We start from the raw sequence: 24,272 nt of genomic DNA on the forward strand, positions 1-24,272 counted from the left end.
AGGCCATGACCGACAACGCATTCTCCGAAGCCGAGCGTGAGGCGGTTTACCGAGCCATCGCCGAACGCCGCGACATGCGCCATTTCACCGGCGGCACCGTCGAACCTGATCTGCTACGCCGACTTCTGGAAGCCGCCCATCAGGCCCCAAGCGTCGGCCTGATGCAGCCCTGGCGCTTCATCCGCATCAGCGACCGAACCCTGCGCAGCCAAATTCAGCACCTCGTCGAAGAAGAACGCATCCGCACCGCCGAAGCCCTCGGCGAGCGCAGCGACGAGTTCATGAAGCTCAAAGTCGAAGGCATCAACGACTGCGCCGAAGTGCTGGTCGCGGCGCTGATGGATGATCGTGAAAAACACATTTTCGGCCGTCGTACGTTGCCGGAAATGGACATGGCTTCATTGTCCTGCGCGATTCAGAATCTGTGGCTTGCCTCGCGCGCCGAGGGTTTGGGCATGGGCTGGGTCTCGCTGTTCGAACCGCAAGCGCTGGCGGATTTGTTGAAACTGCCGGCAGGCGCCAAGCCGCTGGCGGTTTTGTGTCTGGGCCCGGTCAAGGAATTCTATCCGGCGCCGATGCTGATACTCGAAGGGTGGGCGCAGGCGCGGCCGCTGAATGAGTTGCTGTATGAAAATTATTGGGGAGTGAGTCAATGAGTGTGGCGTTGTTGAGTGTCGCCGCGGTGGCGCTGGATGCGCTGCTCGGTGAACCGAAACGCTGGCATCCGCTGGTGGCGTTCGGCAATTTCGCCGGGCGCATCGAGCAACGTTTCAACGGTGAAGGGCGCGGCTGGCGCAGTCATGGCGTCACCGCGTGGGTGATCGCCGTGCTGCCGCTGACGCTGCTGGCGACGGCGTTTTCCTGGGCGCCTTATGTCGGTTGGATCGTCGAGATTCTCGCGCTGTATTGCGCCCTCGGCATGCGCAGCCTCGGCGAGCATGTCGCCCCGGTCGCTGCGGCGTTGCGCGCGGATGATCTGGATGAAGCGCGCACGCGAGTCGGCTATCTGGTCAGCCGGCAGACCGATGAACTCGACAGCACTGCGGTCGCCCGTGCCGCCACCGAATCAGTGTTGGAAAACGGCAGCGACGCGGTGTTCGCCGCACTGTTCTGGTTTGTCGTGGCCGGTGCGCCCGGCGTGGTGCTCTATCGCTTGAGCAACACGCTCGACGCGATGTGGGGTTATCGCAACGAACGTTTCGAACGTTTCGGCTGGGCGGCGGCAAAAATCGACGACGTGTTGAACTACTTTCCTGCGCGTCTGGTGGCATTGACCTACGCAGTGCTCGGCAAAACCCGACTCGCCTTGAAGTGCTGGCGCACACAGGCGCCGAAGTGGGATAGCCCCAACGCCGGCCCGGTAATGGCTGCAGGCGCAGGCGCGCTCGGTGTGGAACTGGGCGGCCCGGCGATTTACCACGGCGAACTGCACGAGCGTCCGCAACTGGGCGAAGGCGCTCCCGCCGACGCCGACTCCATCGACCGTGGCTGGCAATTGGTGCAGCGCGGGGTATGGTTATGGTTGCTGATTCTCTGCGTGGGGGCTGAATTCTATGCTTGAGCACGGTGGCCGGCTGCGCAAGGCTGCACTCGATTACGGTATCGCCGAAGCCGATTGGCTCGACCTGTCCAGCGGACTCGCGCCGTGGCCATTTCCGATCCCGGAAATCCCCTGGCGTGCCTGGGCCCGTTTGCCGGAAACCGATGACGGTCTGGAACAAGCGGCGTGCGATTACTACGGAGCAAACCAGCTACTGCCGGTCGCCGGTTCGCAAATGGCCATCCAGTTGCTGCCGCGTTTGCGTCGCGCCGGCAAGGTCGGCGTGCTGTCGCCGTGCTATGCCGAACACGCTGAAGCCTGGCGCCGCAACGGTTACATCGTGCGCGAAGTGCAGGAGCAGGAAGTCGAGTTCTATCTGGACAATCTCGACGTGCTGGTGGTGGTCAATCCGAACAATCCAACCGGCCTGAGCCTGACTCCGGCGAAGTTGCTCGACTGGCATGCGCGACTGGCGCAGCGCGGCGGCTGGCTGGTGGTCGATGAAGCGTTCATGGACAACACGCCGCAGTTGAGCCTGGCGGCGCACGCGCATCAGGTCGGACTGATCGTGTTGCGTTCGTTCGGCAAGTTTTTCGGCTTGGCCGGTGTGCGTTTGGGCTTCGTATTGGCTGAGCGCAAATTGCTTCGGTTGCTCGCCGAACAGGTCGGCCCGTGGGTCGTCAGCGGGCCGACGCGGGTGCTCGGTCAGGCCTGTCTGCAAGACACTGAAAATCACACACGCCAACGGATTCGCAGCGATGAAGCGAGCGAACGGTTGGCGGCGCTGCTTGAACGCTACGGCTTCAAACCGCAGGGCGGCTGCGCGTTGTTTCAGTGGCTGATCACTGATCAAGCGCAAGCGTTATACGAATTCATGGCCCGACGCGGCATTCTTCTGCGCCTCTTCACGCACAACAGCAGCCTGCGTTTCGGCTTGCCTGCCGACGCGGCCGAAGAAGCGCGTCTCGAACAGGCTTTAATCGCTTTTACCAAGGACAAACAATGACCACCCTGATGGTGCAGGGCACCACTTCCGACGCCGGTAAAAGCACGCTGGTGACGGCGCTGTGCCGCTGGGCGACGCGTCAAGGTGTCGCGGTTGTGCCGTTCAAACCGCAGAACATGGCGCTCAACAGCGCCGTGACGGCGGACGGTGGCGAGATCGGTCGCGCGCAAGCGGTGCAGGCGCAAGCGGCGTTTCTCGAACCGCACACCGACATGAACCCGGTGCTGCTCAAACCGAACAGCGACACCGGCGCGCAAGTGATCATTCATGGTCGTGCGGTGACGTCGATGAACGCGGTGGCCTATCACGACTACAAAGCCATCGCGATGAAAGCAGTTTTGGCTTCTCACGAGCGACTCAGCGCTGCGTATCCGCTAGTGATGGTTGAGGGCGCGGGCTCGCCGGCCGAGATCAATCTGCGTGCTGGTGACATCGCCAACATGGGTTTCGCCGAAGCGGTGGATTGCCCGGTGCTGCTGATTGCCGACATCAATCGTGGCGGGGTTTTCGCTCATCTGGTTGGCACGCTGGAGCTGCTCTCGCCGAGCGAACAGGCGCGGGTCAAAGGCTTCATCATCAACCGTTTTCGCGGCGACATCGCCTTGCTGCAACCGGGCCTTGATTGGCTGGAGGAGCGCACCGGCAAACCGGTGGTGGGCGTGTTGCCGTACGTGATGGATCTGCATCTGGAAGCCGAGGACGGCATCGATCAGCGCCAGACCGACAAGGCTGAGCAAGTGCTGAAAGTGCTGGTGCCGGTGCTGCCGCGCATCAGCAACCACACCGATTTTGATCCGCTGCGTCTGCACCCGCAGGTCGACCTGCAATTTGTCGGGCCGGGGCCGGCGATTCCTGCGGCCGATCTGATCATCCTGCCGGGCTCGAAAAGCGTACGCAGCGATCTGGCGTATCTGCGCGCCAATGGCTGGGACACGGCGATCAGTCGGCATTTGCGTTACGGCGGCAAAGTGCTGGGGATTTGTGGTGGTCTGCAGATGCTCGGTGAACAGGTGCATGATCCGCTCGGTCTCGAAGGCGCGCCCGGTTCGAGTGCGGGTCTAAGTTTGCTGGCGTTTGCAACGACGCTTGAAGCCGAGAAGCAGTTGCGCAATGTGCGTGGGCGTTTGGCGTTGGAAGATGCCGAAGTCAGTGGTTATGAAATTCATGCTGGCGTGACGACCGGGGCGGCGCTGGAGAATGCGGCGGTGCATCTGGATGATGGTCGTTGCGACGGTGCGCAGAGCGTTGATGGGCAAGTGTTTGGCACATATCTGCATGGCTTGTTCGAATCACCGGCGGCGAGTGCGGCGTTGCTGCGTTGGGCCGGTTTGAGCGATGTGCAGGAAGTGGATTACCACGGCTTGCGCGAGCGCGATATCGAGCGCTTGGCGGATTTGGTCGAGAAGCATTTGGATACCAATCTGTTGCGTCGTCTCTGTGGGATTTGAGCTGCCTGTGCCGGCCTATTCGCGAGCAAGCCCGCTCCCACAGGTTTTGATGCCGGCAGCCTATCTTGTGAATACCCTTGAACCCTGTGGGAGCGGGCTTGCTCGCGAAAGCGTCAGCCGCCCCAACACATAAAATTCAGGATGCCTCCATGCTCCAACTGATCCTCGGCGGCGCCCGCTCCGGCAAAAGCCGTTTGGCAGAAAAACTCGCCAGCGACAGCAACCTCTCGGTCACCTACATCGCCACCAGCCAACCGCTCGATGGCGAAATGAGCGACCGCGTCGCCCACCACCGCGCCCGTCGCCCAGCTGAATGGGCGCTCGTCGAAGAGCCTCTGGAACTGGCCCGCGTCCTGCGCGAATCCGCCCGCGCTGAGCGTTGCCTGCTGGTCGATTGCCTGACCCTGTGGCTGACCAATCTGCTGATGCTCGACGACGCCGAACGCCTCGCCGCCGAACGCGAAGCCTTGCTCAACTGCCTGGCCACGCTGCCGGGGGAAATCATTTTTGTCAGCAACGAGACCGGAATGGGTGTCGTGCCGCTGGGCGAATTGACTCGCCGCTACGTCGATGAAGCCGGTTGGCTGCATCAAGCTCTGGCTGAGCACTGTCAGCGTGTTGTCCTGACCGTCGCCGGCCTGCCCCTGACTCTGAAAGGATCTGCGCTATGACCCACACCTGGTGGCTGAACCCGTGCAAACCGGTGAACGCCGATATCGTTGAGCAAGCCGCCGCGCGCCAACAGCAACTGACCAAACCGGCCGGTTCGCTGGGGCAACTGGAAGCGGTGGCGGTGCAACTGGCCGGTCTGCAAGGCCAGGTCAAACCGACGCTGAAAGAGATCTGGATCGCGATTTTTGCCGGCGATCACGGCGTGGTTGCTGAAGGTGTTTCGGCGTTCCCGCAGGAAGTCACCGGGCAGATGTTGCTCAACTTCGTCAGCGGCGGCGCGGCGATCAGCGTGCTGGCGCGTCAGCTCGGCGCGCAGCTGGAAGTGGTCGATCTGGGCACCGTTAATCCCGCGCTGAACCTGGCGGGTGTGCGTCACTTGAATATCGGCCCGGGCACGGCAAATTTCGTTCAGGGCGCGGCGATGACCCAAGCCCAAGGCGAACTGGCGTTGCAGGCTGGTCGTGACAGCGTGCTGCGAGCGCAAGCGGCCGGCGCGCAGTTGTTCATCGGCGGTGAAATGGGCATCGGCAACACCACGGCCGCCAGTGCGCTGGCCTGTGCTTTGCTCGATTGCCCGGTGGTGCACCTGACGGGCCCCGGCACCGGGTTGAATGCCGAAGGTGTCAGCCATAAAGCCCAAGTCATCGAGCGCGCACTGGCGTTGCACGCGGCCCAGCGCGGAGATGCGTTGCAGACGCTGTTCAATCTTGGCGGTTTCGAAATCGCGGCGCTGGTCGGTGCGTATCTGGCGTGCGCGCAGGAAGGCGTTGCGGTGCTGGTCGACGGCTTTATCTGCACGGTCGCGGCGCTGGTCGCGGTACGCCTGAATCCGGCGTGTCGCGAGTGGCTGTTGTTCGGTCATCGCGGCGCCGAGCCGGGCCATCGTCATGTGCTGGAAACCCTCGGCGCCGAGCCATTGCTGGAACTCGGTCTGCGTCTAGGCGAAGGCAGCGGTGCGGCGCTGGCGGTGCCCCTGTTGCGTCTGGCTTGCGATCTGCACGGGCAGATGGCGACGTTCGCCGAAGCGGCGGTGGCGGATCGCCCGGCATGACCTTGCGCCTTGATCTGCTGCGTCACGGTGAAACCGAATTGGGTGGCGGCTTGCGCGGCAGTCTTGATGACGCGCTGACCGAAAAAGGCTGGACGCAGATGCGCGCGGCGGTGGTCGAGGGCGGGCCTTGGGATCGTTTGGTCAGCTCGCCGTTGCAGCGTTGCGCGCGGTTTGCCGCGGAGCTGGGTGAGCAGTTGAATCTGCCGGTGCACCTCGACAAAGATCTGCAGGAGCTGCATTTCGGCGCGTGGGAAGGGCAGAGCGCGGCGGCGTTGATGGAGACGGATGCTGACGCGTTGGGCCTGTTTTGGGCCGATCCGTATTCATTCACGCCACCACAGGGTGAGCCGGTCAGCGACTTTTCCACGCGAGTGTTGGCGGCAGTGGCTGGGCTGCACAGTGCATATGCCGGTGAGCGGATTTTGCTGATCAGCCACGGTGGCGTCATGCGTTTATTGTTGGCGCAGGCGCGAGGTTTGCCGCGTGAGCAATTGCTCAATGTTGAAGTAGGGCACGGCGCATTGTTTGCGCTGACGGTCGAGGCCGACGGTTTACTCAAGGAAGGTCACTGACATGTTGCCGCTGTGGATCGCCCTGCAATTTCTCAGCAGTCTGCCGATTCGTCTGCCGGGGATGCCTGAGCCGGAACAGCTTGGGCGTTCGCTGCTGTTTTATCCGCTGGTGGGATTGTTGTTTGGTGTGATCCTGTGGGCGCTGAGTCTGGCATTGGCGGGGGCGCCGTTGTTGCTGCATGCGGCGTTGCTGCTGACGGTTTGGGTGTTGCTCAGTGGTGCGCTGCATCTTGATGGTCTGGCCGATAGCGCGGATGCCTGGCTCGGTGGGTTTGGTGATCGCGAGCGCACGCTGACGATCATGAAAGATCCGCGCAGCGGGCCGATTGCCGTGGTCACGCTGGTGCTGGTGTTGTTGCTCAAGTTTGCCGCGTTGCTGGCGTTGATCGAGCAAGGGCATGGGCTGGTGTTGATCATCGTGCCGGTGCTTGGGCGGGCGGCGTTGCTGGGGTTGTTTCTGACCACGCCGTATGTGCGTGCGGGTGGGTTGGGGCAGGCATTGGCAGATCATTTACCGCGTCGGGCAGGGTGGTGGGTGCTGGGCTTCAGTGCGTTGGTCTGTGTGCTGATTGCCGGGTTCAGCGCCGTTGTTGCGGTGGTGATTTCTGTCGGGGTGTTTGTCTGGCTGCGACGGGTAATGATGCGGCGGCTGGGCGGGACGACGGGTGATACGGCGGGGGCGTTGTTGGAGTTGTTGGAGATGGTGGTGTTGGTTGGATTGGCGTTAGCCTGATAGTTTTGTATTGGCTGCGCCGGCCCTTTCGCGAGCAAGCCCGCTCCCACATTTTGGAATGCGATTCCCTGTGGGAGCGGGCTTGCTCGCGAAGGCGGTCTGACAGACACCGAATATTCTTGGGTAAACTCATCTGTAACTTGATTTAACACAGTCGCGGGTATATACACGCATCATGCTTACCTCTCAGTGTTTGTGCACCAACCTGCGTCGCGCCGCGCGTGGCGTCAGCAGGCATTATGACGGCGCTCTCGACGGCTTCGGGATCAACGTTGCGCAGTATTCTTTGCTGTGCAACCTGCAACGTCTCGATCAACCGAGCATCTCGGAACTCGCCGAAGCCATGGGGCTGGATCGCAGCACCCTCGGGCGCAATCTGCGCGTGCTCGAAGGTGAAGGCCTGGTGGCGCTGGCCGAGGGCGAAGACATGCGTAACCGCATCGTCCGGCTTACGGAAATCGGTGCGCAACGTCTGGCAGATGCACTGCCGGCCTGGGAGGCGGCGCAGCAGCGATTGATCGATCGACTGGGTGCCGAGAAGCGTGAAACCCTGCTCAAATTGCTGGACGAACTGGCGTAATCGCCGGTTTTTCCGATCTCAAGCGGGTATATACCCGCGACTGGAGAATAATAATGACATCGATGTGGCGTACGTGCGGTTGGGTGTTGGTCGGCAGTGCGCTGATTCTTGCGTTGTCATTAGGCGTGAGGCACGGCTTCGGTCTGTTTCTGTCGCCGATGAGCGCGCAGTTTGGCTGGGGCCGCGAGGTGTTCGCCTTCGCCATCGCTTTGCAGAACCTGATCTGGGGTCTGGCGCAGCCATTTACCGGCGCGCTGGCTGACCGTTTCGGCGCGGCGAAAGTTGTGCTGGTCGGCGGTGTGCTCTACGCCGTGGGCCTGATCTGCATGGGCTTGTCGGATTCGGCGGTGACGCTATCGCTGAGTGCTGGTTTGCTGATTGGCATCGGCCTGTCCGGCACCTCGTTCTCGGTAATCCTCGGCGTTGTCGGCCGCGCAGTACCGCCAGAGAAACGCAGCATGGGCATGGGCATTGCCAGCGCGGCCGGTTCGTTCGGCCAGTTCGCGATGTTGCCGGGCACGCTCGGCCTGATCGGCTGGCTCGGTTGGTCGGCGGCGCTGTTGGTGTTGGGTCTGCTGGTGGCGCTGATTGTGCCGCTGGTGAGCATGCTCAAGGACAAACCGCTGCCGGTGCTCGGCCATGAGCAAACTCTGTCTGAAGCCTTGCATGAGGCCTGTTCGCATTCGGGTTTTTGGTTGCTGGCGTTCGGCTTTTTTGTCTGTGGTTTTCAGGTGGTGTTTATCGGCGTGCATCTGCCGGCGTATCTGGTCGATCAGCATCTGCCGGCCAGCGTTGGAACCACGGTGCTGGCGCTGATCGGGCTGTTCAACATCTTCGGCACTTACACCGCTGGTTGGCTTGGCGGGCGCATGTCGAAACCGCGTTTGCTCACGGCGTTGTATCTGTTGCGCGCAGTGGTGATCGTGCTGTTCCTCTGGATGCCGGTGACGACCACCTCGGCCTATCTGTTCGGCATGGCGATGGGCTTCTTGTGGCTGTCGACGGTGCCGTTGACCAACGGTACGGTGGCGACCTTGTTTGGTGTGCGCAATCTGTCCATGCTCGGCGGCATCGTGTTCCTGTTCCATCAGCTCGGATCGTTCCTCGGCGGCTGGCTGGGCGGGGTGGTGTATGACCGAACCGGGAGTTATGACTTGATCTGGCAGGTGGCGATTCTGTTGAGTCTGTTGGCGGCCGCACTGAACTGGCCGGTGCGCGAGCGTCCGGTGGCCCGCTTGCAAGCCGCAGCAGGCGCCGCATGAGCCGATTCTGGCCGCGTATCCTCTTTGCCGCACTCGGCGCCGCATTGTTGGCGCTGGTGTGGTGGGGCTGGCATCAGGGCGGTCTGGCGTTGATGCAACTGGGCATGAGCATTTGCTAGAAGCAGGCGTGGCGAGTAACGTCGAAGTCTGACGACTTCTCAAGGATGTACGACATGCTGATGCGCTGGTGTGCTGTTCCCGCGTTGCTGATGGCGTTGACTGGCGTGGCCCAGGCCGCTGACTGTCCCGAATTGCTGCAAGGCTCGCTGCCCAAATTGCGCGCCAAGGATTCCATCGACCTGTGCAAACAATACGCGGACAAGCCGCTGGTGGTGGTCAACACCGCCAGTTTCTGCGGTTTCGCGCCGCAGTTTGAAGGCCTTGAGGCGCTGCACAAACGCTATGAAGGGCAGGGGCTGGAAATGCTCGGCGTGCCGTCCAATGACTTCAAACAGGAGTCCAAGGACAGCGCTGAGACCGCCAAGGTCTGCTACGCCAACTACGGCGTGACGTTCGCCATGACCGAACCGCAGAAAGTCCGTGGCGATGACGCTACGCATATGTTCCAGGTGCTGGCTGCTCAGAGCAGTGCGCCGAAGTGGAATTTCTACAAATACGTGGTCGATCGTCAGGGCAAAGTGATCGCCAATTTCTCCAGCCTGACCAAACCGGATGATCCGGAATTCATCGCCGCGATCGAAAAAGCCATCGCCTCGAAACCCCTCAAACCCTGACCTTCAGCGGGTTCGCCCGAATCCTGTAGGAGCTGCGGCACGCTGCGATCTTTTGATCTTAAAGGTCAAAATCAAAAGATCGCAGCGTGCCGCAGCTCCTACAGGGGTTAGATCGCAGGCACAAAAAAGCCCCGCTTTCTGAAAGAGAGCGGGGCTTTTTTGTAGGCGAGGGGTTAACCCCGCCCGGCAGCATCAGAAGCGATAAGTCGCGCCAACACCGAAACCGTTTGCCGAGTTTTCATACTTGGCGTCGTAGGTCTGGCCACGATCGTTTTCGTTGCGGATCTTGATCGACTCTTCTTTCAGGTACGAGTAAGCCACGTCGATGGTCAGGTCTTCGGTCGGGCTCCAGCCAGCACCGATGCTGAAAATCGTACGGTCGCCAGTCGGAATACGTGGCGAACGGTCGACGTTGTTGGTCGGCGACTGGTCGAAGGTCAGACCGGTACGCAGTACCCATTCCTTGTTCAACTGATACGAAGTACCCACGGCGTAAGCCCAGGAGTCGTGCCAGTTCTGGTCTTCGGTGATTTCACCGAACTGACCGGCCAGTGCAGGCTGCACGCCCGAGTTCTCGACGGTGATTTTCTTCAGCTGGCTCCAGCGGGTGAAGGTCGAACCGGCGTAGACATTCCACTGATCGTTGATCGCCTGGGTCACCGAGAAGTCCAGGGATTCAGGCGTAGTGATCTTCAGCGAAGCGTCGTACTTCTGGTTCGGGTTCGCGCCGATCAGACCGAGTACACCGTAGTTGACCTTGGTGTTGCCTTCGAGCTTGTAGTCGACTTTCGAGTGGTAGGTCATGCCCAGACGCGTAGTGTCGGTGGCTTGAACCAGCACGCCGATGTTGTAGCCCAGTGCGGTGTCGTCACCCTTGATCTTGACCTTGCCATCTGGCGCGGCCTGAGTGATCGACAGGTTGGATTCCAGCGAGCCGTCGATACGGTTGATGGTCGGGCCGAAGCCGATCGACACCACGTCGTTGAACTTGTAGCTCACGGTTGGCTGGAAGGTGATGACTTGTACTTCGGACTTGCTGCCGAAGTAACGGCCGGCAAAGCCGTTTTCGTAATCGGTGATCAGGCCGAACGGCACGTAAACGCCGAGGCCGAATGCCCAATGATCATCGATTGGTTTGACGTAGAAGCCCATAGGTACGGAGGTGAAGGGCACCATGTCGCCTTTGTTGCTGCCGCCGTTAGGGCTGGAGCTGGCGTCGCTGATATCGGTTTTTGCGTCGAGGAATGCAACACCGCCAGTGACTTGTTCGCGCGTGAGGCGCGACATGCCGGCAGGGTTACCATAAACAGTGCTTGCGTCGTCGGCAGAAGAAGATCGCCCGGCGTACCCAGTCCCCATCCCGCTGATGCTGTGTTCGTTGATGGCAAAGCCAGCTGCGAAAATCTGGGTGGATGCCATGGTAACGGCGAGGCTAAGGGTGGTTTTGAGCATTACTTTTTTCATTATTAGAACTCCTGGTGATCACCGGGGCGAAAATTACCAACATTTTCGCTCCGGCGCTATAGTCCGTATGCCTTGAGTTAGAGCGGTTTTGTAGGACAATCCGACCAGATTCGCGACCCGTTACACGATCTTGCGAAACCGGTGGGTCAACAAGCGACCTGATTCATCGGTGAAACACAGGTCTGCCAGGCGTAGGTGAAATCGCGCAGACGACCCTGAGGCTGAAACGTCTGACGCCAGATACGCGCCATTCCGAGCAAATCAGCCGGGTCGGGGAGGGTGGGGTTTTGTTCTTCTACCAGCAGCCAGGCGATGGCGGTGGCGTAACGCAGATTAACGGTTAATTCCAGGTGCGGGCCGCTGAGGAAAGCATGCTGACTGGCGAGGCCGCGAACCAGACTGGCACGCTCAGGATCGAGTGCCAGGTAATCATCCCAAAGGGCTTGATGACGATGCTCGGCAATGCGGTAGAGGCCGTGGCCACGGCGGTCATGCAGGGCAGAACCCAGGGCTGACTGGCTGGCGGCGATGCCCAGCAACAGGGCTTCGGCAGTTGCGCAGTGGCGTCCCAGGTAGATCAACGTAGGACGGATCACATAGCGGCACAGTTCGCTGGCAGCGATACCCATAAATCCCTCGGTTCTTGTTATTAATGGCGAGTCCTGAAGGGGGGCTTGGCAGCAGTGGATCGGTTCAGGCTCGCCGCAAGCGGATCACGCCGCTTGAGTTGAAGTGTAGTGTCATATTCGCGACGTAAAGGCCTGTTTTTAAAATATTTCCGGCTGCGCGGAATATTCGTTATATCCGATGGTGCTTAGCCGCTTACGAGTAAAAGCGAAACATCGGGCAATAAAAAGCCCCGCATTTTGTGCGGGGCTTTTGCTTTTGCAGCCTTTTCGGCTTTCAGGCAACCAGTGCCTGACGGGTACGATCGATCACGGCCTGCAGCGGTTCAGCGCTGGAGTACTGATCGGGGTACAGACGCTCGCTGTGGCGGGCGATACCGTGTTCGTTGACCAGTGTGAAGCTGAAGCAGCCTTTGCGAGCGGCCATGATCAGGCAGTTCATCGGAGCAAAAGCGTTGGTTAGGGTGCGAATGGCATCCTGAGTATGGATTTGAGTAGACATAGTTATTAGGTGTTCCTACAAATGACACGGATAAGAACCGTGCAACGTTAAAACGTTCCAGTGACGACGACCACCATTGGTCGAACGAAGAACCCGACTGGAACAAAGCAGCCAGTTTGAAGCGCTGATAAGTTGGCGCGCTTGGGCTGGCAGGTAGGTACTTAGGAGGGCAGGCAACACATCAAGGGCAAAGGTTCTGGGCCCGGGGTGAAGATCCTGATCAATTTGCAGGTTGGTTCGGTCAGAGTAAGTGGCCTTCGCAACACCCTTTGCATCATTCAAAGGCTGTGTTGTCGCAAGATTTACCTGGAAACCATCGAGGGGTCGCTCCCGCTTTTTTCGGCGATTGGCTTCTTGGTAGAAGGTTGACCGTGGGGATGTGTTCGACCGGAATTGACTTTCAGCTTGGTACTAACGCCGCGGATACTAACGGATCGAAAAGTACAAAGCAAACCCAATGCTGAAAAAGATTGCAGGGCGCTATGGATTCTGCTTGTCGATCCGGCGGATCGCCCCGTATTGGCCCACATTAAGACCGTCGGTCGGTGAAACAATTTTCATCAAACGTCACGCCAGACTGCCTTATCCCCAGGCAATGATGGAAAACGACCCGAAAAAGCGCACGCCTATAACCGGGTAACAAGTACTTGTGCACATTAGTTGCGCGGGCTGTCACAGCACTGTCACATCAATCCTGACCCCGATGGCTGCCTGCATCGAAAGTTTAAGTCAATGAAAAACATCGGTTTTTTTTGTTGGTGAAAAAATCGTCAGTTTGACTGCGAGCCCCATTCCACAAGGGTTTGCGAGGGTTCAGGGGCGGTTGTCCACTGAGTTATCCACAGCTTCTGTGGATTGTCCCGAGCGCTTGCTCTAGCACGGGCGTGCCGGGTTTTTTTCGGACTTTACCTGTAAGAAAAAGAGAGTAGAGTGGCGCGCCTTCCGATCTGTCCCACAGTGCTTTATGAAGTTTCGCTCAGTATCAGACTCTGTTACCTCAGAACCCCCTCGTGTTACCCCGCCCAAGCGATTTTCTGTGCGCGTGGCCGAATGGCTGCTCGACAGCCCGCGCCTGAGCGACAGCCACAACGCCAAACACCTTGCCGGCCGCCTGCTCAAGCAGCCTGCGCGTGAAGGTGTGGTCGCAGCGCAAAGCCGTCTCGGTCAATTGATGTGCCGTGAGTGCGGTAACGCCCGCGACCGCCGCATTGGCCAGGATCTGCTGCGTTCGGCTGCCCGTGCCGGCGACCGGCGTGCGCAGCAGGAACTCGGTCTCATCGAAGACTGAGCTGTCCAAGACCTGACACCTTGGTTAACCTTCAGGCTTTATTGGATGGGCAGGAATCTCTATGGCGATGGACTTGACCAGCGTATTGCTCGGTCTCGCGGCAGCGGGGTTGCCATTGCTGGCGCTGGCCTGGCAACTGCAGCGCCGGGCGAGCAACGGCCAAGCCGACGTGGCCCTGCTCGAAGAGCGGCTGGCCATGGCGCAACTGGCGCAGGACGGCCTCAACGCTCAGCTTGAGGCGAGCCGCGATGAAGTCGCTGATCTGGGCCAGGCCAACGCCGCGAAACAGGCTGAACTGGCGGCCCTGCGCCGTGAAGTCGAGTTACTGCAGATCGAGCGCGACGACGCCCGCGATGCGTCCCACGCCTGGAACATCGAACGTGCCAGCAAAGAAGCCGAACTGCGCCGTCTCGACGCGCAAGCCGCTTCGTTGAACGCCGAGCTGCGTGAACAACAGGAAAGCCATCAGCAACGCCTCAGCGACCTGCAAGGCTCACGTGATGAGCTGCGCGCGCAGTTCGCCGAACTGGCCGGCAAGATCTTTGATGAGCGCGAGCAGCGTTTCGCCGAAACCAGCCAGCAGCGCCTCGGCCAGTTGCTGGATCCGCTGAAAGAACGCATCCAATCCTTCGAAAAACGTGTGGAAGAAAGCTATCAGGCTGAAGCCCGCGAGCGCTTTTCGCTGGCCAAGGAGCTGGAGCGTTTGCAAGCGCTCAACCTGCGTCTGAGCGACGAAGCGACCAACCTGACCCGTGCCCTCAAGGGCCAGAAAACCCAAGGCAATTGGGGCGAGCTGATTCTCGAACGCGTGCTCGAACACGCCGGTCTGGAGAAGGGCCGCGAGTATCAGACACAGGTGAATTTGAAAGGCCCGGACGGCGAGCGTTTCCAGCCCGACGTGGTGATTTATCTGCCGGGCGACAAGCAGGTGGTGGTCGACTCGAAAGTCAGTCTGACCGCGTATCAGCAATACGTCGCCGCCGAAGACGACACCCTCGGCCAGATTGCGATCAAGCAGCACGTACTGTCCCTGCGCAATCACGTCAAAGGCTTGGCCGGCAAGGATTACAAGCGTCTGGAAGGCCTGCACAGCCTTGATTTTGTTTTGCTGTTCGTGCCGATCGAAGCAGCGTTCTCGGCGGCGTTGCAGGCTGAGCCGTCGCTGTTTCAAGAGGCGTTCGACCGCAACATCGTGATTGTCAGCCCGACCACATTGCTGGCGACGCTGAGGGTCATCGACAGCCTGTGGAAACAGGAGCGCCAGAGCCAGAACGCCCGGGAAATCGCCGAGCGCGCCGGATGGCTGTACGACAAGTTCGTGCTGTTTATTCAGGATCTGGACGAGGTCGGCAATCGTCTGCAACAACTAGATAAGGCCTACAGCTCAGCGCGCAACAAGCTGACAGAAGGGCGCGGCAATCTGGTCAGCCGCAGTGAGCAGCTCAAACTGCTCGGGGCGCGAGCGAGCAAGAGCTTGCCGGCGGATCTGCTGGAGCGGGCGATGACCGATGTTGATGGCTTGGTCGAATTACCGGAATAACCGCAAAAGCTTCGCGAGCAAGCCCGCTCCCACATTGGAATGCATTTCAAACTGTGGGAGCGGGCTTGCTCGCGAAGGCGTCAGTGAAGTCATCACCTACAACGGCACATACCGACTCAACAACGCCCGCAACGCCGCCGGTTTCACCGGTTTCGCCAGATAATCCAGCCCCGCCGCATGCACCTGCGCCACCGTCTCCGGCCGCCCATCCGCACTGATCACCACCCCCGGCACCGGCTCGCCCAGCGTTGTGCGCAACCACGCCATCAACTCAGTCCCGGTGTCGCCGTGATCGAGGTGGTAATCCACCAATGCCAGTTGCGGCCGCACGCCATCCTTAAGCAACGCCGCACATTCCTCGCGATTGCGCGCCGTCCACACCTGACAACCCCAGCGGCTGAGCAAACTGTTCATGCCAATCAAAATGCTGTCTTCATTGTCGATACACAGCACCTGCGCGCCGCCCAGCAACTTGCCGTTCAACTCGACGGCGGCGCTGGCCGGCACGGTTTGCGTTGGGGCCAATGGCACGCTGACGCTGAACACACTGCCGCGCCCCGGCCACGAACGCACGCGCAACGTATGGCCGAGCACGCGGCACAAGCCATCGGCAATCGCCAAGCCAAGCCCCAAGCCTTTTTCGGCGCGGGTCTGATGGCTGTCGAGGCGTTTGAATTCTTCGAAAATCACCTGCAGCTTGTCCTCCGGAATCCCCGGCCCGCGATCCCACACTTCCAGCGACAATTCTCCCCCGCGCCGACGCACGCCCAGCAGCACCGGGCCCTTGGCGTAGCGAAATGCATTGGTGAGGAAGTTCTGCAAAATCCGCCGCAGCAATTTGCTGTCGCTGTCGATGCGCAGATGACTGCCACGCACGCGGAAGGTCAGGCCCTGTTCTTGCGCCAGTGCCTTGAATTCGGCGCCGAGAATATCGAACAGCTCATTGAGCGCAAACGGCTTGCGATCCGGGTTGATCTTGCCGTTTTCCAGGCGCGAGATATCCAGCAAATCACTGATCAAGTCTTCGGCTGAACGCAGCGAACTGTCGAGGTGCTGCACCAGTTTCTGCGCCTCGCTGCTCAAACCATCGTCCTGGTGGGAGAGGGCGGCGGAGAATAGGCGGGCGGCGTTCAACGGTTGCATCAAGTCATGGCTGACCGCCGCGAGGAAGCGGGTTTTCGACTGGTTCGCTGCCTCGGCGGTGCCCTTGGCTTCGGTCAGCGCGACGTTGAGTTGCGACAGTTCCTGCGTGCGCTCGCTGACCCGTTGCTCCAGCCCCTCGTTGGCCTCGGTCAGCGCCTGCTCGGCCTCGCGAAACGCAGTAATGTCGGTGAAACTCATGACGAAACCGCCGCCCGGCATCGGGTTGCCGATCAGTTCGATCACCCGACCGTTGGGGAACAGCCGCTCGGAGGTGTGTGCACGGCCCTGACGCATCCAGTGCAAACGGCGGGCAACGTGTACTTCGGCTTCGCCGGGGCCGCACAAGCCGCGCTCGGCGTTGTAGCGAATGATGTCGGCAATCGGCCGGCCAACGCTGATCAAACCGTCCGGGTAGTTGAACAGCTCCAGATAGCGTCGATTCCACGCCACCAGTTTCAGCGACTGGTCGACCACGCTGATGCCTTGGGTGATGTTCTCGATCGCGCCTTGCAGCAGGGCGCGGTTGAACTGCAACACTTCCGACGCTTCGTCGGCGATCCGGACTACGTCCTCCAACTGCATTTCCCGACCTTCGATGGCGGCTTTTACCACGGCGCGCGTCGAAGAAGCGCCAAGCACACCGGCCAACAAGCGCTCGGTGTGGGCGATCCATTCGCCATCGGCGTTCTGGTTCGGATTGAAGCCTTTGCCCTGACGGTAGGCGAAACGGATAAAGCTCTGCCGCGCGCGTTCTTCACCGACAAACCGCGCCGCCAGTTGCAACAGATCGTCGATCTGCACCGCCAGCATTGAGCGCGCACTTGGCCGTGCGCTGATCTCCTGACCGATAAAACGCCCGGCTTGCCAGTGTTCCGATACGCGCGTGCGCGACAGCACCGAGACCCACGCGAACAGGGTGAAGTTACCGGCCAGCGACAGCACCACGCCTTGTGTCAGTGGGGTGATCGGCAAGTTCAGTGGATTGCTGTGCAGCCACGCCAGTCCCGGAAAACTGCTCAAGGACAAGCCCAGGCTGTGCGCGGCAATCGGCAGAATCAGCGTGTAAAACCACAGGAAAGTACCGGCAGCGAGACCGGCAAAAACCCCGCGCCGGTTGGCCTGTTTCCAGTACAGCGCGCCGAGCATGGCCGGGGCTAATTGGGTGACAGCGGCGAAGGCAATCTGGCCGATGGTCGCCAGGCTCGCGGTCGAGCCGAGCAGGCGATAGCTGACATACGCCAGCAACAGAATCACCACGATGCTGACGCGGCGCACCGAGAGCATCCACTGGCGGAACACTTCGAACGGACGCTCGGCATTATTTCGGCGCAGCAACCACGGCAACAGCATGTCGTTGGAAACCATGGTCGACAACGCTACGCTGGCGACAATCACCATGCCGGTTGCCGCCGAAGCACCACCGATAAACGCCAGCAGCGCCAGCGCCGGATGGGCTTGAGCGAGCGGCAAACTGATCACAAAGGAGTCGGGGAGTACGTCGCTCGGTAACAACATCTGACCGGCGAGGGCGATCGGGACTACAAACAGCGCGGCCAGTGCGAGGTAGGCCGGGAACACCCATTTGGCCAGACGCAGATCTTGCGGGTCGATGTTCTCGACTACGGTGACGTGAAACTGCCGGGGCAGGCAAATGATCGCCATCATCGCCACGCCGGTCTGCACCACCATCGATGGCCAGTTAATGGTTTCTTTCCAGTACTCCTCGAGGCGCGGGGCGAGCATTGCCTGGTTGAACAGGTCGTCGAAACCGTCGTACAGACCAAAAGTGACGAAGGCGCCGACCGCGAGAAAAGCAAACAGCTTGACCAGCGATTCAAAGGCAATCGCCAGCACCATGCCGCGGTGGTGCTCGGTGGCGTCGAGGTTGCGCGTACCGAAGACGATGGTGAACAGCGCCAGCACCAGCGATACGATCAGCGCCGTGTCCTGCGCGCGGGTGCCCATGGCGTCGGCACCGGCGCCGATCAACAGGTTCACGCCGAGGACGATGCCTTTGAGTTGCAGGGCGATGTAGGGGAGGACGCCGACCAGGCAGATCAGCGCGACGACCACCGCCAGCGATTGCGATTTGCCGTAGCGCGCGGCGATGAAGTCAGCGATGGAGGTGATGTTCTCCTGTTTGCTGATCATCACCATTTTCTGCAGCACCCATGGCGCGCCGAGCAGCAGCAGGATCGGCCCGAGGTAAATCGGCAGGAACGACCACAATTGTTCGGCAGCCTGACCGACCGCGCCGAAGAATGTCCAGCTGGTGCAATAAACCGCCAGCGACAGGCTGTACACCCAGGCACGCATCCGCGGCGGCAAAGGGGCGCTGCGACGGTCGCCGTAGAAGGCGATAGCGAACATGATGGCCATATAGGCGAGGGCGACGGCGGCGATCAGCCCGGTGGACAACGACATGCAACACTCCCGACAGAAGACTCCCCGGCAACCCTGTCCGGGCCAACAGTCTCGCATGAGTGCGGCGGTTAGTCAGTGTCGACCAAGGTCGTGGCGTGGCGGGGTGTCGCAGGGGTGGAACCCGTCAGTATTAGCGGTGACCGGGCGGGCCTCTTCGCGAGCAAGCCCGCTCCCACAAAGGGAACGCATTCCAAATGTGGGAGCGGGCTTGCTCGCGAAGGCGTCAGTCCAGACGCAGCGCAATATCGATCAGATAATGCAGCTCATCCACTTCAAGCGCCGCCGCCGAAAACAGTATCCGGAACACCACCGGCGCCACCACCAGGTTGATCAATCGATCAACACTCGGCGCGATCTCATTGGGATGTCGATCAATGATCGTCTGCAATTGCGCGCCAATAATCGTCACGCAATACCCCGGCGTCGCGCTCGCCTGCACGTCGCGCATCATGTTGCGGCCGGGCTCGGAGCTCATCTCGTCGAGATACTGCTCGGCCCACGCACGAATATCGCTGCGCAAACTGCCCGTTGCTGCCGGCTCGCTGTCCGGACGCATGCGGGCGAGGGCGACGTCTGCGAGCAACGCCGCCAGATCCCCCCAGCGACGATAAATTGTCGACGGCGTCACCCCCGCGCGTGCGGCGATTTGCGGCACGGTCACGGTCGAGCGCTCCTGCTCTTGCAGGAGCGCGTGGACTGCCGAATGAATCGACTCTTGCACCCGGGCACTGCGGCCGCCGGGGCGTAAACCTTCTTTAATAGCCATGCGGCAGACCTTAACACAAAGAATTTGCTTTAAGCGCGAGGCGGTAGCACACTCCGCAAAAGCAAAAAATTAGCTTTTGCGGAGTGTGCCCATGACCAGCCCCTTGAATAACGTCGTTTCAAACCGCTCCAGCCTGTGGTTTCTGGCGATCACCTTACTCAGTTTTCTCGCCGCTTCCACCGCGCCGACGCCGTTGTATCACCTGTATCAGGATCAACTGCATTTCTCGGCGGTGGTGCTGACGCTGATCTTCGGCGTCTATGCGCTCAGTCTGTTGGCGGCGCTATTAACAGTGGGCTCGCTGTCCGACCATGTGGGACGCAAACCGGTGATCTTCACCGCCGTGCTGCTCAATGCCTTGGCGATGCTGCTGTTTATCTATGCCGACAGCGTCACGTGGCTGATCAGCGCGCGCGTCCTGCAAGGTTTCGCCACCGGCATGGCCACTGCTGTGTTGAGCGCGACGTTGCTCGATACCGATCGCCAGCAAGGGCCGTTGATCAACAGCGTCGCGCCGTTGTTGGGAATGGCGCTGGGCGGTTTGGGTTGTGGATTGCTCGCTGAATTCGCTCCGGCGCCGTTGCAGTTGACCTATTGGTTGCTGCTCGGATTGTTTGTATTGCAGGGGATTTATGTCTGGCGCCTGCCGGAAAGCGTCTCGCCGCAAGCCGGGGCCTGGGCGTCATTAAAGCCGACGCTGCACGTGCCGGCTCAGGCCCGTTCAACATTGTGGCGAGTGCTGCCGCTGAACACCGCGACATGGGCGCTTGGTGGTTTTTACGCCTCGCTGGCTCCGTCATTGGTGCGCACGGCCACCGGTTCAACGTCCAACCTGATCGGCGGCTCGACCGTGGCGGCGTTGACTCTGACCGGTGCGTTGATGATTTTCACCTTGCGCAATCGCAGCGCCAAACAAGCCTTGCGGCTGGGCGCGAGTTTGCTGCCGATCGGTCTGGTGCTGATCTTGCTCGGCGTGCACAGCGCGAGTCTTTCCCTGTTCTTCCTCGGCACGCTGGTCGCCGGTTGTGGGTTTGGCTCGGGCTTCCTTGGCGCAGTGCGCAGCTTGGTTCCGCTGGCATTGCCGCATGAGCGCGCGGGATTGATGTCGGCGTATTACGTGCTCAGCTATCTCGCGTTCTGCCTGCCGGCATTGTTGGCCGGTTATCTGGCTCGCACCTATGGCTTGCTGGCAACCACTGATGGCTACGGCGCGGTACTGATCGTGTTGGCAGTGGGCGCGTTATTGCTCAGCCTGCGCGCCAAAGCGGTCAAGGTGTGCAGCGCTCCCTGAGTTTCGGTTAGCCTTGCTTGGCCATTCTTCTCACGGATCGATTCATGAAGATTATCCGCAGCAAAACCTTTACCGCCGACCGCGCCTGGGGCGCGCTGGACATCGCCAATATGAACGGCATCACCACGCGCCTGCACTGGACGGATCAGCCGTACAAATGGCACGTCAACGATGGCGAAGAAGTGTTCGTGGTGCTCGATGGCCAGGTGCAGATGCACTACCGCGAAAACGGCGAGGAAAAACAGGTGCAGCTCGACATCGGCGACATCTTTTACGCCTCGGTCGGCACCGAGCATGTCGCGCATCCACAGGGCGCTGCGCGGATCCTGGTGATTGAAAGCGAAGGCAGCGTCTGACTGCTTATTGGCAAAACAGATAACAGTTAGAGATATTACCCGTTATATAGATATTCGATTCGGATCTACCATGAATTCCACCTCACTTGAGGACAGGAGTTCATGATGATTTGCCCCAACAGCGCCAAACCCGGTATCAAGCCATTCAGCCAACTTCAGCATCCGCGTGAAGTGATCCGCCAATTCACACCGAACTGGTTCGCCGCGACCATGGGTACCGGTGTGCTGGCATTGGCGTTGGCGCAACTGCCGGTGGCGATTCCCGGTTTGCACGCCGTGGCCGAAGGGCTGTGGTTGTTCAACATTCTGTTGTTCACGTTGTTTACCCTGGCTTATGCCGCTCGCTGGATTCTGTTCTTCGATGAAGCGCGGCGGATTTTCGGGCATTCCACGGTATCGATGTTCTTCGGCACCATCCCAATGGGCCTGGCGACGATCATCAACGGCTTTTTGGTGTTCGGCCTGCCGCGCTGGGGCGACGGGGTGATTCATCTCGCCGAAGTGCTGTGGTGGATCGACGTGGCAATGTCGCTGGCCTGCGGCGTGTTGATTCCGTACATGATGTTTACCCGTCAGGAACACAGCATTGATCAGATGACCGCCGTTTGGTTGTTGCCCGTGGTCGCGGCAGAAGTGGCGGCGGCCAGCGGCGGCTTGCTGGCTCCGCATCTGACCGATGCCCACTCGCAACTGGTGGTGCTGACGACAAGCTACGTGCTTTGGGCATTTTCCCTACCGGTGGCGTTCAGCATTCTGACAATCCTTCTGCTGCGCATGGCCCTGCACAAACTGCCTCACGAAAACATGGCCGCTTCGAGCTGGCTGGCCCTTGGCCCGATCGGCACCGGTGCGCTGGGCATGTTGCTGTTGGGCGCTGATGCACCGGCGATCTTCGCTGCCAACGGTCTGCCGGGCATCGGCGAAATCGCATCGGGCATTGGCCTGGTCGCCGGCATCACGCTGTGGGGCTTCGGGTTGTGGTGGATGTTGATGGCGCTGCTGATCACCGTGCGTTATCTGCGTGACGGCATCCCGTTCAATCTTGGCTGGTGGGGCTTCACCTTCCCGTTGGGCGTTTATTCGCTGGCAACGTTGAAGTTGGCGAGCACCTTGAATCTCGGCTTTTTCAGCGTAATTGGTTGTGTGTTGGTGACGTTGCTCGCGATCATGTGGCTGATCGTCGGTAAACGCACCGTGCAAGGCGCGTGGCGTGGCGAGCTGTTTGTTTCACCGTGCATCGCCGGTTTGAAGAAATAACCTGAAATATTTAGCTAAGGTGTGGCCTGGATTGCGGTTTGTGAATCCAATAGACAGTATCCAGACCACCCCCCAGCAAAATCAGGGAAACACGGAAGATGAGTCACTCCTCACAGTTCAACCTGCTGCGCACGCGACGGTTTTTACCGTTCTTCATCACGCAATCGCTCGGCGCGTTTAACGACAACGTGTTTAAGCAGTCGTTGATTCTCGCCATTCTCTATCGGTTGACCATCGAAGGTGACCGCTCGATTTGGGTCAACCTCTGTGCGCTGCTGTTTATTCTGCCGTTCTTCCTGTTCTCGGCGCTGGCCGGGCAGTTTGGCGAAAAGTTCGCCAAGGACGCGTTGATCCGTCTGATCAAACTGGCGGAAATCGCCATCATGGCGGTGGGATCCGTCGGATTTTTGTTCGATCATCTGTCGATGATGCTGGTGGCGTTGTTCGCCATGGGCACGCACTCGGCGTTATTCGGGCCGGTGAAATATTCGATCCTGCCGCAGGCATTGCGCGAGGATGAACTGGTCGGCGGCAATGGTCTGGTGGAGATGGGCACGTTTCTGGCGATTCTGGCCGGCACCATCGGCGCCGGGGTCATCATGTCTTCGACGCACTACGCGCCACTGGTGTCCGGCGCCATCGTCGGCATTGCCGTGCTGGGTTATCTCGCCAGCCGCAGCATTCCGCGGGCGGCGGCGTCCTCGCCGGAAATGCGCCTGAACTGGAATATCTTCAGCCAATCGTGGGCGACGCTGAAACTCGGCTTGGGCCAGACCCCAGCGGTGTCGCGTTCGATCGTAGGCAATTCGTGGTTCTGGTTTGTCGGGGCGATTTATCTGACGCAGATTCCGGCGTATGCCAAGGAATGGATGCACGGCGATGAAACCGTGGTCACCTTGATTCTCACGGTGTTCTCGGTGGGGATCGCCCTCGGTTCAATGCTCTGCGAGAAGCTTTCCGGGCGTAAAGTCGAGATCGGTCTGGTGCCGTTCGGCTCGTTTGGTCTGACCGTGTTCGGGCTGCTGCTGTGGTGGCATTCCGGCGGGATTCCGGACAGCGTCACTGGCCATAGCTGGGTTGAAGTGCTGGGCTTTGTGCACACGTGGGCGGTGTTGATCGACATTCTCGGTCTGGGCATTTTCGGCGGCTTCTATATCGTGCCGCTGTACGCATTGATCCAGTCGCGCACCGCCGAGAACGAGCGCGCGCGGGTGATCGCGGCGAACAACATTCTCAACGCACTGTTTATGGTGGTCTCGGCCATCGTTTCGATCGTGTTGTTGAGCGTGGTCAAACTGTCGATTCCGCAGCTGTTTCTGGTGGTGTCGCTGCTGAATATCGGCGTTAACGCCTACATCTTCAAAATCGTCCCCGAGTTCAGTATGCGTTTCATGATCTGGCTGCTCAGCCATTCCATGTACCGCGTCGAACATCGCAACCTTGAGGCGATTCCTGATGAAGGTGCAGCGTTACTGGTGTGCAACCACGTATCGTTCGTCGATGCCTTGCTGATTGGCGGCGCCGTGCGTAGGCCGATTCGCTTTGTCATGTACTACAAAATCTACAACCTGCCGGTGCTGAACTTTATCTTTCGCACGGCGGGGGCCATTCCTATCGCTGGGCGGCAGGAAGATATCCAGATCTACGAAAAGGCCTTCACGCGGATTGCGCAATATCTGAAGGAAGGCGAATTGGTGTGCATCTTCCCGGAAGGCAAATTGACCGCTGATGGCGAGATGAATGAATTCAGGGGCGGGCTGACGCGGATTCTCGAAGAGACGCCGGTACCGGTGATTCCGCTGGCGTTGCAGGGGTTGTGGGGGAGCTTCTTCAGTCGCGATCCGAACAAGGGGTTTTTTCACCGGTTGTGGTCGCGGGTGACATTGGTGGCGGGGGCGGCGGTAACTGTGGAAGCGGCGGAGCCGGCGAAGTTGCAGGTGTTGGTGGGGGAGTTGCGTGGGGCGGTTAGATAATTAGTGATTTTTAGGGCCTCTTCGCGAGCAAGCCCGCTCCCACA

23 protein-coding genes are annotated in these 24,272 nt (G+C 60.1%); 18 read left to right on the forward strand and 5 right to left on the reverse strand.

The annotated features are described in order from the left end of the window. Positions 1-5: 5 nt before the first annotated feature. The 12 genes from bluB to KFS80_RS06380 all read left to right on the forward strand — a co-directional run bounded on the left by bluB (position 6) and on the right by KFS80_RS06380 (position 9,598). The gene (bluB, locus tag KFS80_RS06330) at positions 6-656 is read left to right on the forward strand and encodes a 5,6-dimethylbenzimidazole synthase (protein ID WP_212544270.1); all 651 of its coding nucleotides are present in this window, start codon (positions 6-8) and stop codon (positions 654-656) included. Continuing rightward, positions 653-1,561, forward strand: coding sequence for an adenosylcobinamide-phosphate synthase CbiB (gene cbiB, locus KFS80_RS06335; protein WP_212544271.1), 909 nt, complete (start codon positions 653-655; stop codon positions 1,559-1,561). Before bluB ends, cbiB begins: the two co-directional genes overlap by 4 nt. Beyond that, positions 1,554-2,546: a threonine-phosphate decarboxylase CobD gene (gene cobD / locus KFS80_RS06340; protein ID WP_212544272.1), complete on the forward strand. Its 993-nt coding sequence runs from the start codon at positions 1,554-1,556 to the stop codon at positions 2,544-2,546. Before cbiB ends, cobD begins: the two co-directional genes overlap by 8 nt. After that, a complete protein-coding gene (locus KFS80_RS06345) occupies positions 2,543-3,994 on the forward strand; it encodes a cobyric acid synthase (RefSeq protein WP_212544273.1) in 1,452 nt (483 codons plus the stop codon). The genes cobD and KFS80_RS06345 overlap by 4 nt, the downstream gene beginning before the upstream one ends. A gap of 149 nt (positions 3,995-4,143) precedes the next feature. Next, positions 4,144-4,665: a bifunctional adenosylcobinamide kinase/adenosylcobinamide-phosphate guanylyltransferase gene (gene cobU, locus KFS80_RS06350; RefSeq protein ID WP_212544274.1), complete on the forward strand. Its 522-nt coding sequence runs from the start codon at positions 4,144-4,146 to the stop codon at positions 4,663-4,665. Then, positions 4,662-5,717, forward strand: coding sequence for a nicotinate-nucleotide--dimethylbenzimidazole phosphoribosyltransferase (cobT, locus tag KFS80_RS06355; RefSeq protein WP_212544275.1), 1,056 nt, complete (start codon positions 4,662-4,664; stop codon positions 5,715-5,717). The genes cobU and cobT overlap by 4 nt, the downstream gene beginning before the upstream one ends. Continuing rightward, entirely contained in the window at positions 5,714-6,289 is a 576-nt protein-coding gene (cobC, locus tag KFS80_RS06360) for an alpha-ribazole phosphatase family protein (RefSeq protein ID WP_212544276.1), read from the forward strand. The genes cobT and cobC overlap by 4 nt, the downstream gene beginning before the upstream one ends. A gap of 1 nt (position 6,290) precedes the next feature. Then, the gene (locus KFS80_RS06365) at positions 6,291-7,022 is read left to right on the forward strand and encodes an adenosylcobinamide-GDP ribazoletransferase (RefSeq protein ID WP_212544277.1); all 732 of its coding nucleotides are present in this window, start codon (positions 6,291-6,293) and stop codon (positions 7,020-7,022) included. 175 nt (positions 7,023-7,197) lie between these two features. Next, positions 7,198-7,602, forward strand: a complete 405-nt coding sequence (locus tag KFS80_RS06370) for a MarR family winged helix-turn-helix transcriptional regulator (RefSeq protein WP_053118559.1) — start codon at positions 7,198-7,200, stop codon at positions 7,600-7,602. Between the two features lie 53 nt (positions 7,603-7,655). After that, entirely contained in the window at positions 7,656-8,864 is a 1,209-nt protein-coding gene (locus KFS80_RS06375) for an MFS transporter (protein WP_212544278.1), read from the forward strand. Next, on the forward strand, positions 8,861-8,983 hold the full coding sequence (locus KFS80_RS27070) for a hypothetical protein (protein ID WP_256218825.1): 123 nt from the start codon (positions 8,861-8,863) through the stop codon (positions 8,981-8,983). The genes KFS80_RS06375 and KFS80_RS27070 overlap by 4 nt, the downstream gene beginning before the upstream one ends. Positions 8,984-9,037: 54 nt before the next feature. Continuing rightward, positions 9,038-9,598 carry a glutathione peroxidase gene (locus KFS80_RS06380; protein ID WP_053118563.1) on the forward strand — a complete coding sequence of 187 codons (561 nt, stop codon included), beginning with the start codon at positions 9,038-9,040 and terminating at the stop codon, positions 9,596-9,598. Positions 9,599-9,790: 192 nt separating this feature from the next. Here KFS80_RS06380 and KFS80_RS06385 read toward each other — a convergent pair whose 3' ends face one another. From KFS80_RS06385 to KFS80_RS06395, 3 genes are all read right to left on the reverse strand, one after another. Next, positions 9,791-11,062, reverse strand: coding sequence for an OmpP1/FadL family transporter (locus tag KFS80_RS06385; protein WP_053118570.1), 1,272 nt, complete (start codon positions 11,060-11,062; stop codon positions 9,791-9,793). A gap of 146 nt (positions 11,063-11,208) precedes the next feature. Next, positions 11,209-11,691, reverse strand: a complete 483-nt coding sequence (locus KFS80_RS06390; protein ID WP_053118572.1) for a hypothetical protein — start codon at positions 11,689-11,691, stop codon at positions 11,209-11,211. A gap of 274 nt (positions 11,692-11,965) precedes the next feature. Further along, positions 11,966-12,190, reverse strand: a complete 225-nt coding sequence (locus KFS80_RS06395; protein ID WP_003214941.1) for a hypothetical protein — start codon at positions 12,188-12,190, stop codon at positions 11,966-11,968. A 964-nt stretch (positions 12,191-13,154) separates the two neighbouring features. Here KFS80_RS06395 and KFS80_RS06400 point away from each other — a divergent pair. Both KFS80_RS06400 and KFS80_RS06405 read left to right on the forward strand, forming a co-directional pair. After that, the gene (locus KFS80_RS06400) at positions 13,155-13,478 is read left to right on the forward strand and encodes an SEL1-like repeat protein (protein ID WP_082341407.1); all 324 of its coding nucleotides are present in this window, start codon (positions 13,155-13,157) and stop codon (positions 13,476-13,478) included. A 175-nt stretch (positions 13,479-13,653) separates the two neighbouring features. Beyond that, positions 13,654-15,018: a DNA recombination protein RmuC gene (locus KFS80_RS06405; protein WP_178124210.1), complete on the forward strand. Its 1,365-nt coding sequence runs from the start codon at positions 13,654-13,656 to the stop codon at positions 15,016-15,018. A gap of 96 nt (positions 15,019-15,114) precedes the next feature. Here KFS80_RS06405 and KFS80_RS06410 read toward each other — a convergent pair whose 3' ends face one another. Together KFS80_RS06410 and KFS80_RS06415 are read right to left on the reverse strand one after the other, a co-directional pair. Further along, positions 15,115-18,585 (reverse strand): hybrid sensor histidine kinase/response regulator, encoded by a 3,471-nt coding sequence (locus tag KFS80_RS06410; RefSeq protein ID WP_212544279.1) that lies wholly within the window; start codon positions 18,583-18,585, stop codon positions 15,115-15,117. A 223-nt stretch (positions 18,586-18,808) separates the two neighbouring features. Then, positions 18,809-19,351 carry a TetR/AcrR family transcriptional regulator gene (locus KFS80_RS06415; protein ID WP_212544280.1) on the reverse strand — a complete coding sequence of 181 codons (543 nt, stop codon included), beginning with the start codon at positions 19,349-19,351 and terminating at the stop codon, positions 18,809-18,811. A gap of 91 nt (positions 19,352-19,442) precedes the next feature. Between KFS80_RS06415 and KFS80_RS06420 the strand changes: the two genes are divergently transcribed. The 4 genes from KFS80_RS06420 (at position 19,443) to KFS80_RS06435 (ending at position 24,228) form a co-directional block, all read left to right on the forward strand. After that, a complete protein-coding gene (locus KFS80_RS06420; RefSeq protein ID WP_420851023.1) occupies positions 19,443-20,642 on the forward strand; it encodes an MFS transporter in 1,200 nt (399 codons plus the stop codon). A gap of 44 nt (positions 20,643-20,686) precedes the next feature. Further along, a complete protein-coding gene (locus KFS80_RS06425; RefSeq protein ID WP_159814917.1) occupies positions 20,687-20,998 on the forward strand; it encodes a cupin domain-containing protein in 312 nt (103 codons plus the stop codon). Between the two features lie 105 nt (positions 20,999-21,103). Further along, the gene (locus KFS80_RS06430; protein ID WP_212544281.1) at positions 21,104-22,255 is read left to right on the forward strand and encodes a TDT family transporter; all 1,152 of its coding nucleotides are present in this window, start codon (positions 21,104-21,106) and stop codon (positions 22,253-22,255) included. 98 nt (positions 22,256-22,353) lie between these two features. After that, positions 22,354-24,228 (forward strand): MFS transporter, encoded by a 1,875-nt coding sequence (locus KFS80_RS06435; protein WP_212544282.1) that lies wholly within the window; start codon positions 22,354-22,356, stop codon positions 24,226-24,228. Positions 24,229-24,272: the final 44 nt, after the last annotated feature.

It is taken from the genome of Pseudomonas rustica (assembly GCF_018336155.1).
Classification (GTDB): Bacteria; Pseudomonadota; Gammaproteobacteria; order Pseudomonadales; family Pseudomonadaceae; genus Aquipseudomonas; species Aquipseudomonas rustica.

Excerpts from the sequence above, each read along its gene's own strand:
- KFS80_RS06370 (WP_053118559.1), top strand. The coding sequence starts at position 7,198 with ATGCTTACCTCTCAGTGTTTGTGCACCAACCTGCGTCGCGCCGCGCGT.
- KFS80_RS06385 (WP_053118570.1), bottom strand. The coding sequence starts at position 11,062 with ATGAAAAAAGTAATGCTCAAAACCACCCTTAGCCTCGCCGTTACCATG.
- cobT (WP_212544275.1), top strand. The coding sequence starts at position 4,662 with ATGACCCACACCTGGTGGCTGAACCCGTGCAAACCGGTGAACGCCGAT.
- KFS80_RS06415 (WP_212544280.1), bottom strand. The coding sequence starts at position 19,351 with ATGGCTATTAAAGAAGGTTTACGCCCCGGCGGCCGCAGTGCCCGGGTG.
- KFS80_RS27070 (WP_256218825.1), top strand. The coding sequence starts at position 8,861 with ATGAGCCGATTCTGGCCGCGTATCCTCTTTGCCGCACTCGGCGCCGCA.
- KFS80_RS06345 (WP_212544273.1), top strand. The coding sequence starts at position 2,543 with ATGACCACCCTGATGGTGCAGGGCACCACTTCCGACGCCGGTAAAAGC.
- KFS80_RS06395 (WP_003214941.1), bottom strand. The coding sequence starts at position 12,190 with ATGTCTACTCAAATCCATACTCAGGATGCCATTCGCACCCTAACCAAC.
- KFS80_RS06400 (WP_082341407.1), top strand. The coding sequence starts at position 13,155 with ATGAAGTTTCGCTCAGTATCAGACTCTGTTACCTCAGAACCCCCTCGT.
- KFS80_RS06390 (WP_053118572.1), bottom strand. The coding sequence starts at position 11,691 with ATGGGTATCGCTGCCAGCGAACTGTGCCGCTATGTGATCCGTCCTACG.
- KFS80_RS06425 (WP_159814917.1), top strand. The coding sequence starts at position 20,687 with ATGAAGATTATCCGCAGCAAAACCTTTACCGCCGACCGCGCCTGGGGC.
- KFS80_RS06380 (WP_053118563.1), top strand. The coding sequence starts at position 9,038 with ATGCTGATGCGCTGGTGTGCTGTTCCCGCGTTGCTGATGGCGTTGACT.
- bluB (WP_212544270.1), top strand. The coding sequence starts at position 6 with ATGACCGACAACGCATTCTCCGAAGCCGAGCGTGAGGCGGTTTACCGA.
- cobU (WP_212544274.1), top strand. The coding sequence starts at position 4,144 with ATGCTCCAACTGATCCTCGGCGGCGCCCGCTCCGGCAAAAGCCGTTTG.
- KFS80_RS06365 (WP_212544277.1), top strand. The coding sequence starts at position 6,291 with ATGTTGCCGCTGTGGATCGCCCTGCAATTTCTCAGCAGTCTGCCGATT.
- cbiB (WP_212544271.1), top strand. The coding sequence starts at position 653 with ATGAGTGTGGCGTTGTTGAGTGTCGCCGCGGTGGCGCTGGATGCGCTG.
- cobC (WP_212544276.1), top strand. The coding sequence starts at position 5,714 with ATGACCTTGCGCCTTGATCTGCTGCGTCACGGTGAAACCGAATTGGGT.
- KFS80_RS06375 (WP_212544278.1), top strand. The coding sequence starts at position 7,656 with ATGACATCGATGTGGCGTACGTGCGGTTGGGTGTTGGTCGGCAGTGCG.
- cobD (WP_212544272.1), top strand. The coding sequence starts at position 1,554 with ATGCTTGAGCACGGTGGCCGGCTGCGCAAGGCTGCACTCGATTACGGT.
- KFS80_RS06420 (WP_420851023.1), top strand. The coding sequence starts at position 19,443 with ATGACCAGCCCCTTGAATAACGTCGTTTCAAACCGCTCCAGCCTGTGG.
- KFS80_RS06435 (WP_212544282.1), top strand. The coding sequence starts at position 22,354 with ATGAGTCACTCCTCACAGTTCAACCTGCTGCGCACGCGACGGTTTTTA.
- KFS80_RS06430 (WP_212544281.1), top strand. The coding sequence starts at position 21,104 with ATGATTTGCCCCAACAGCGCCAAACCCGGTATCAAGCCATTCAGCCAA.
- KFS80_RS06410 (WP_212544279.1), bottom strand. The coding sequence starts at position 18,585 with ATGTCGTTGTCCACCGGGCTGATCGCCGCCGTCGCCCTCGCCTATATG.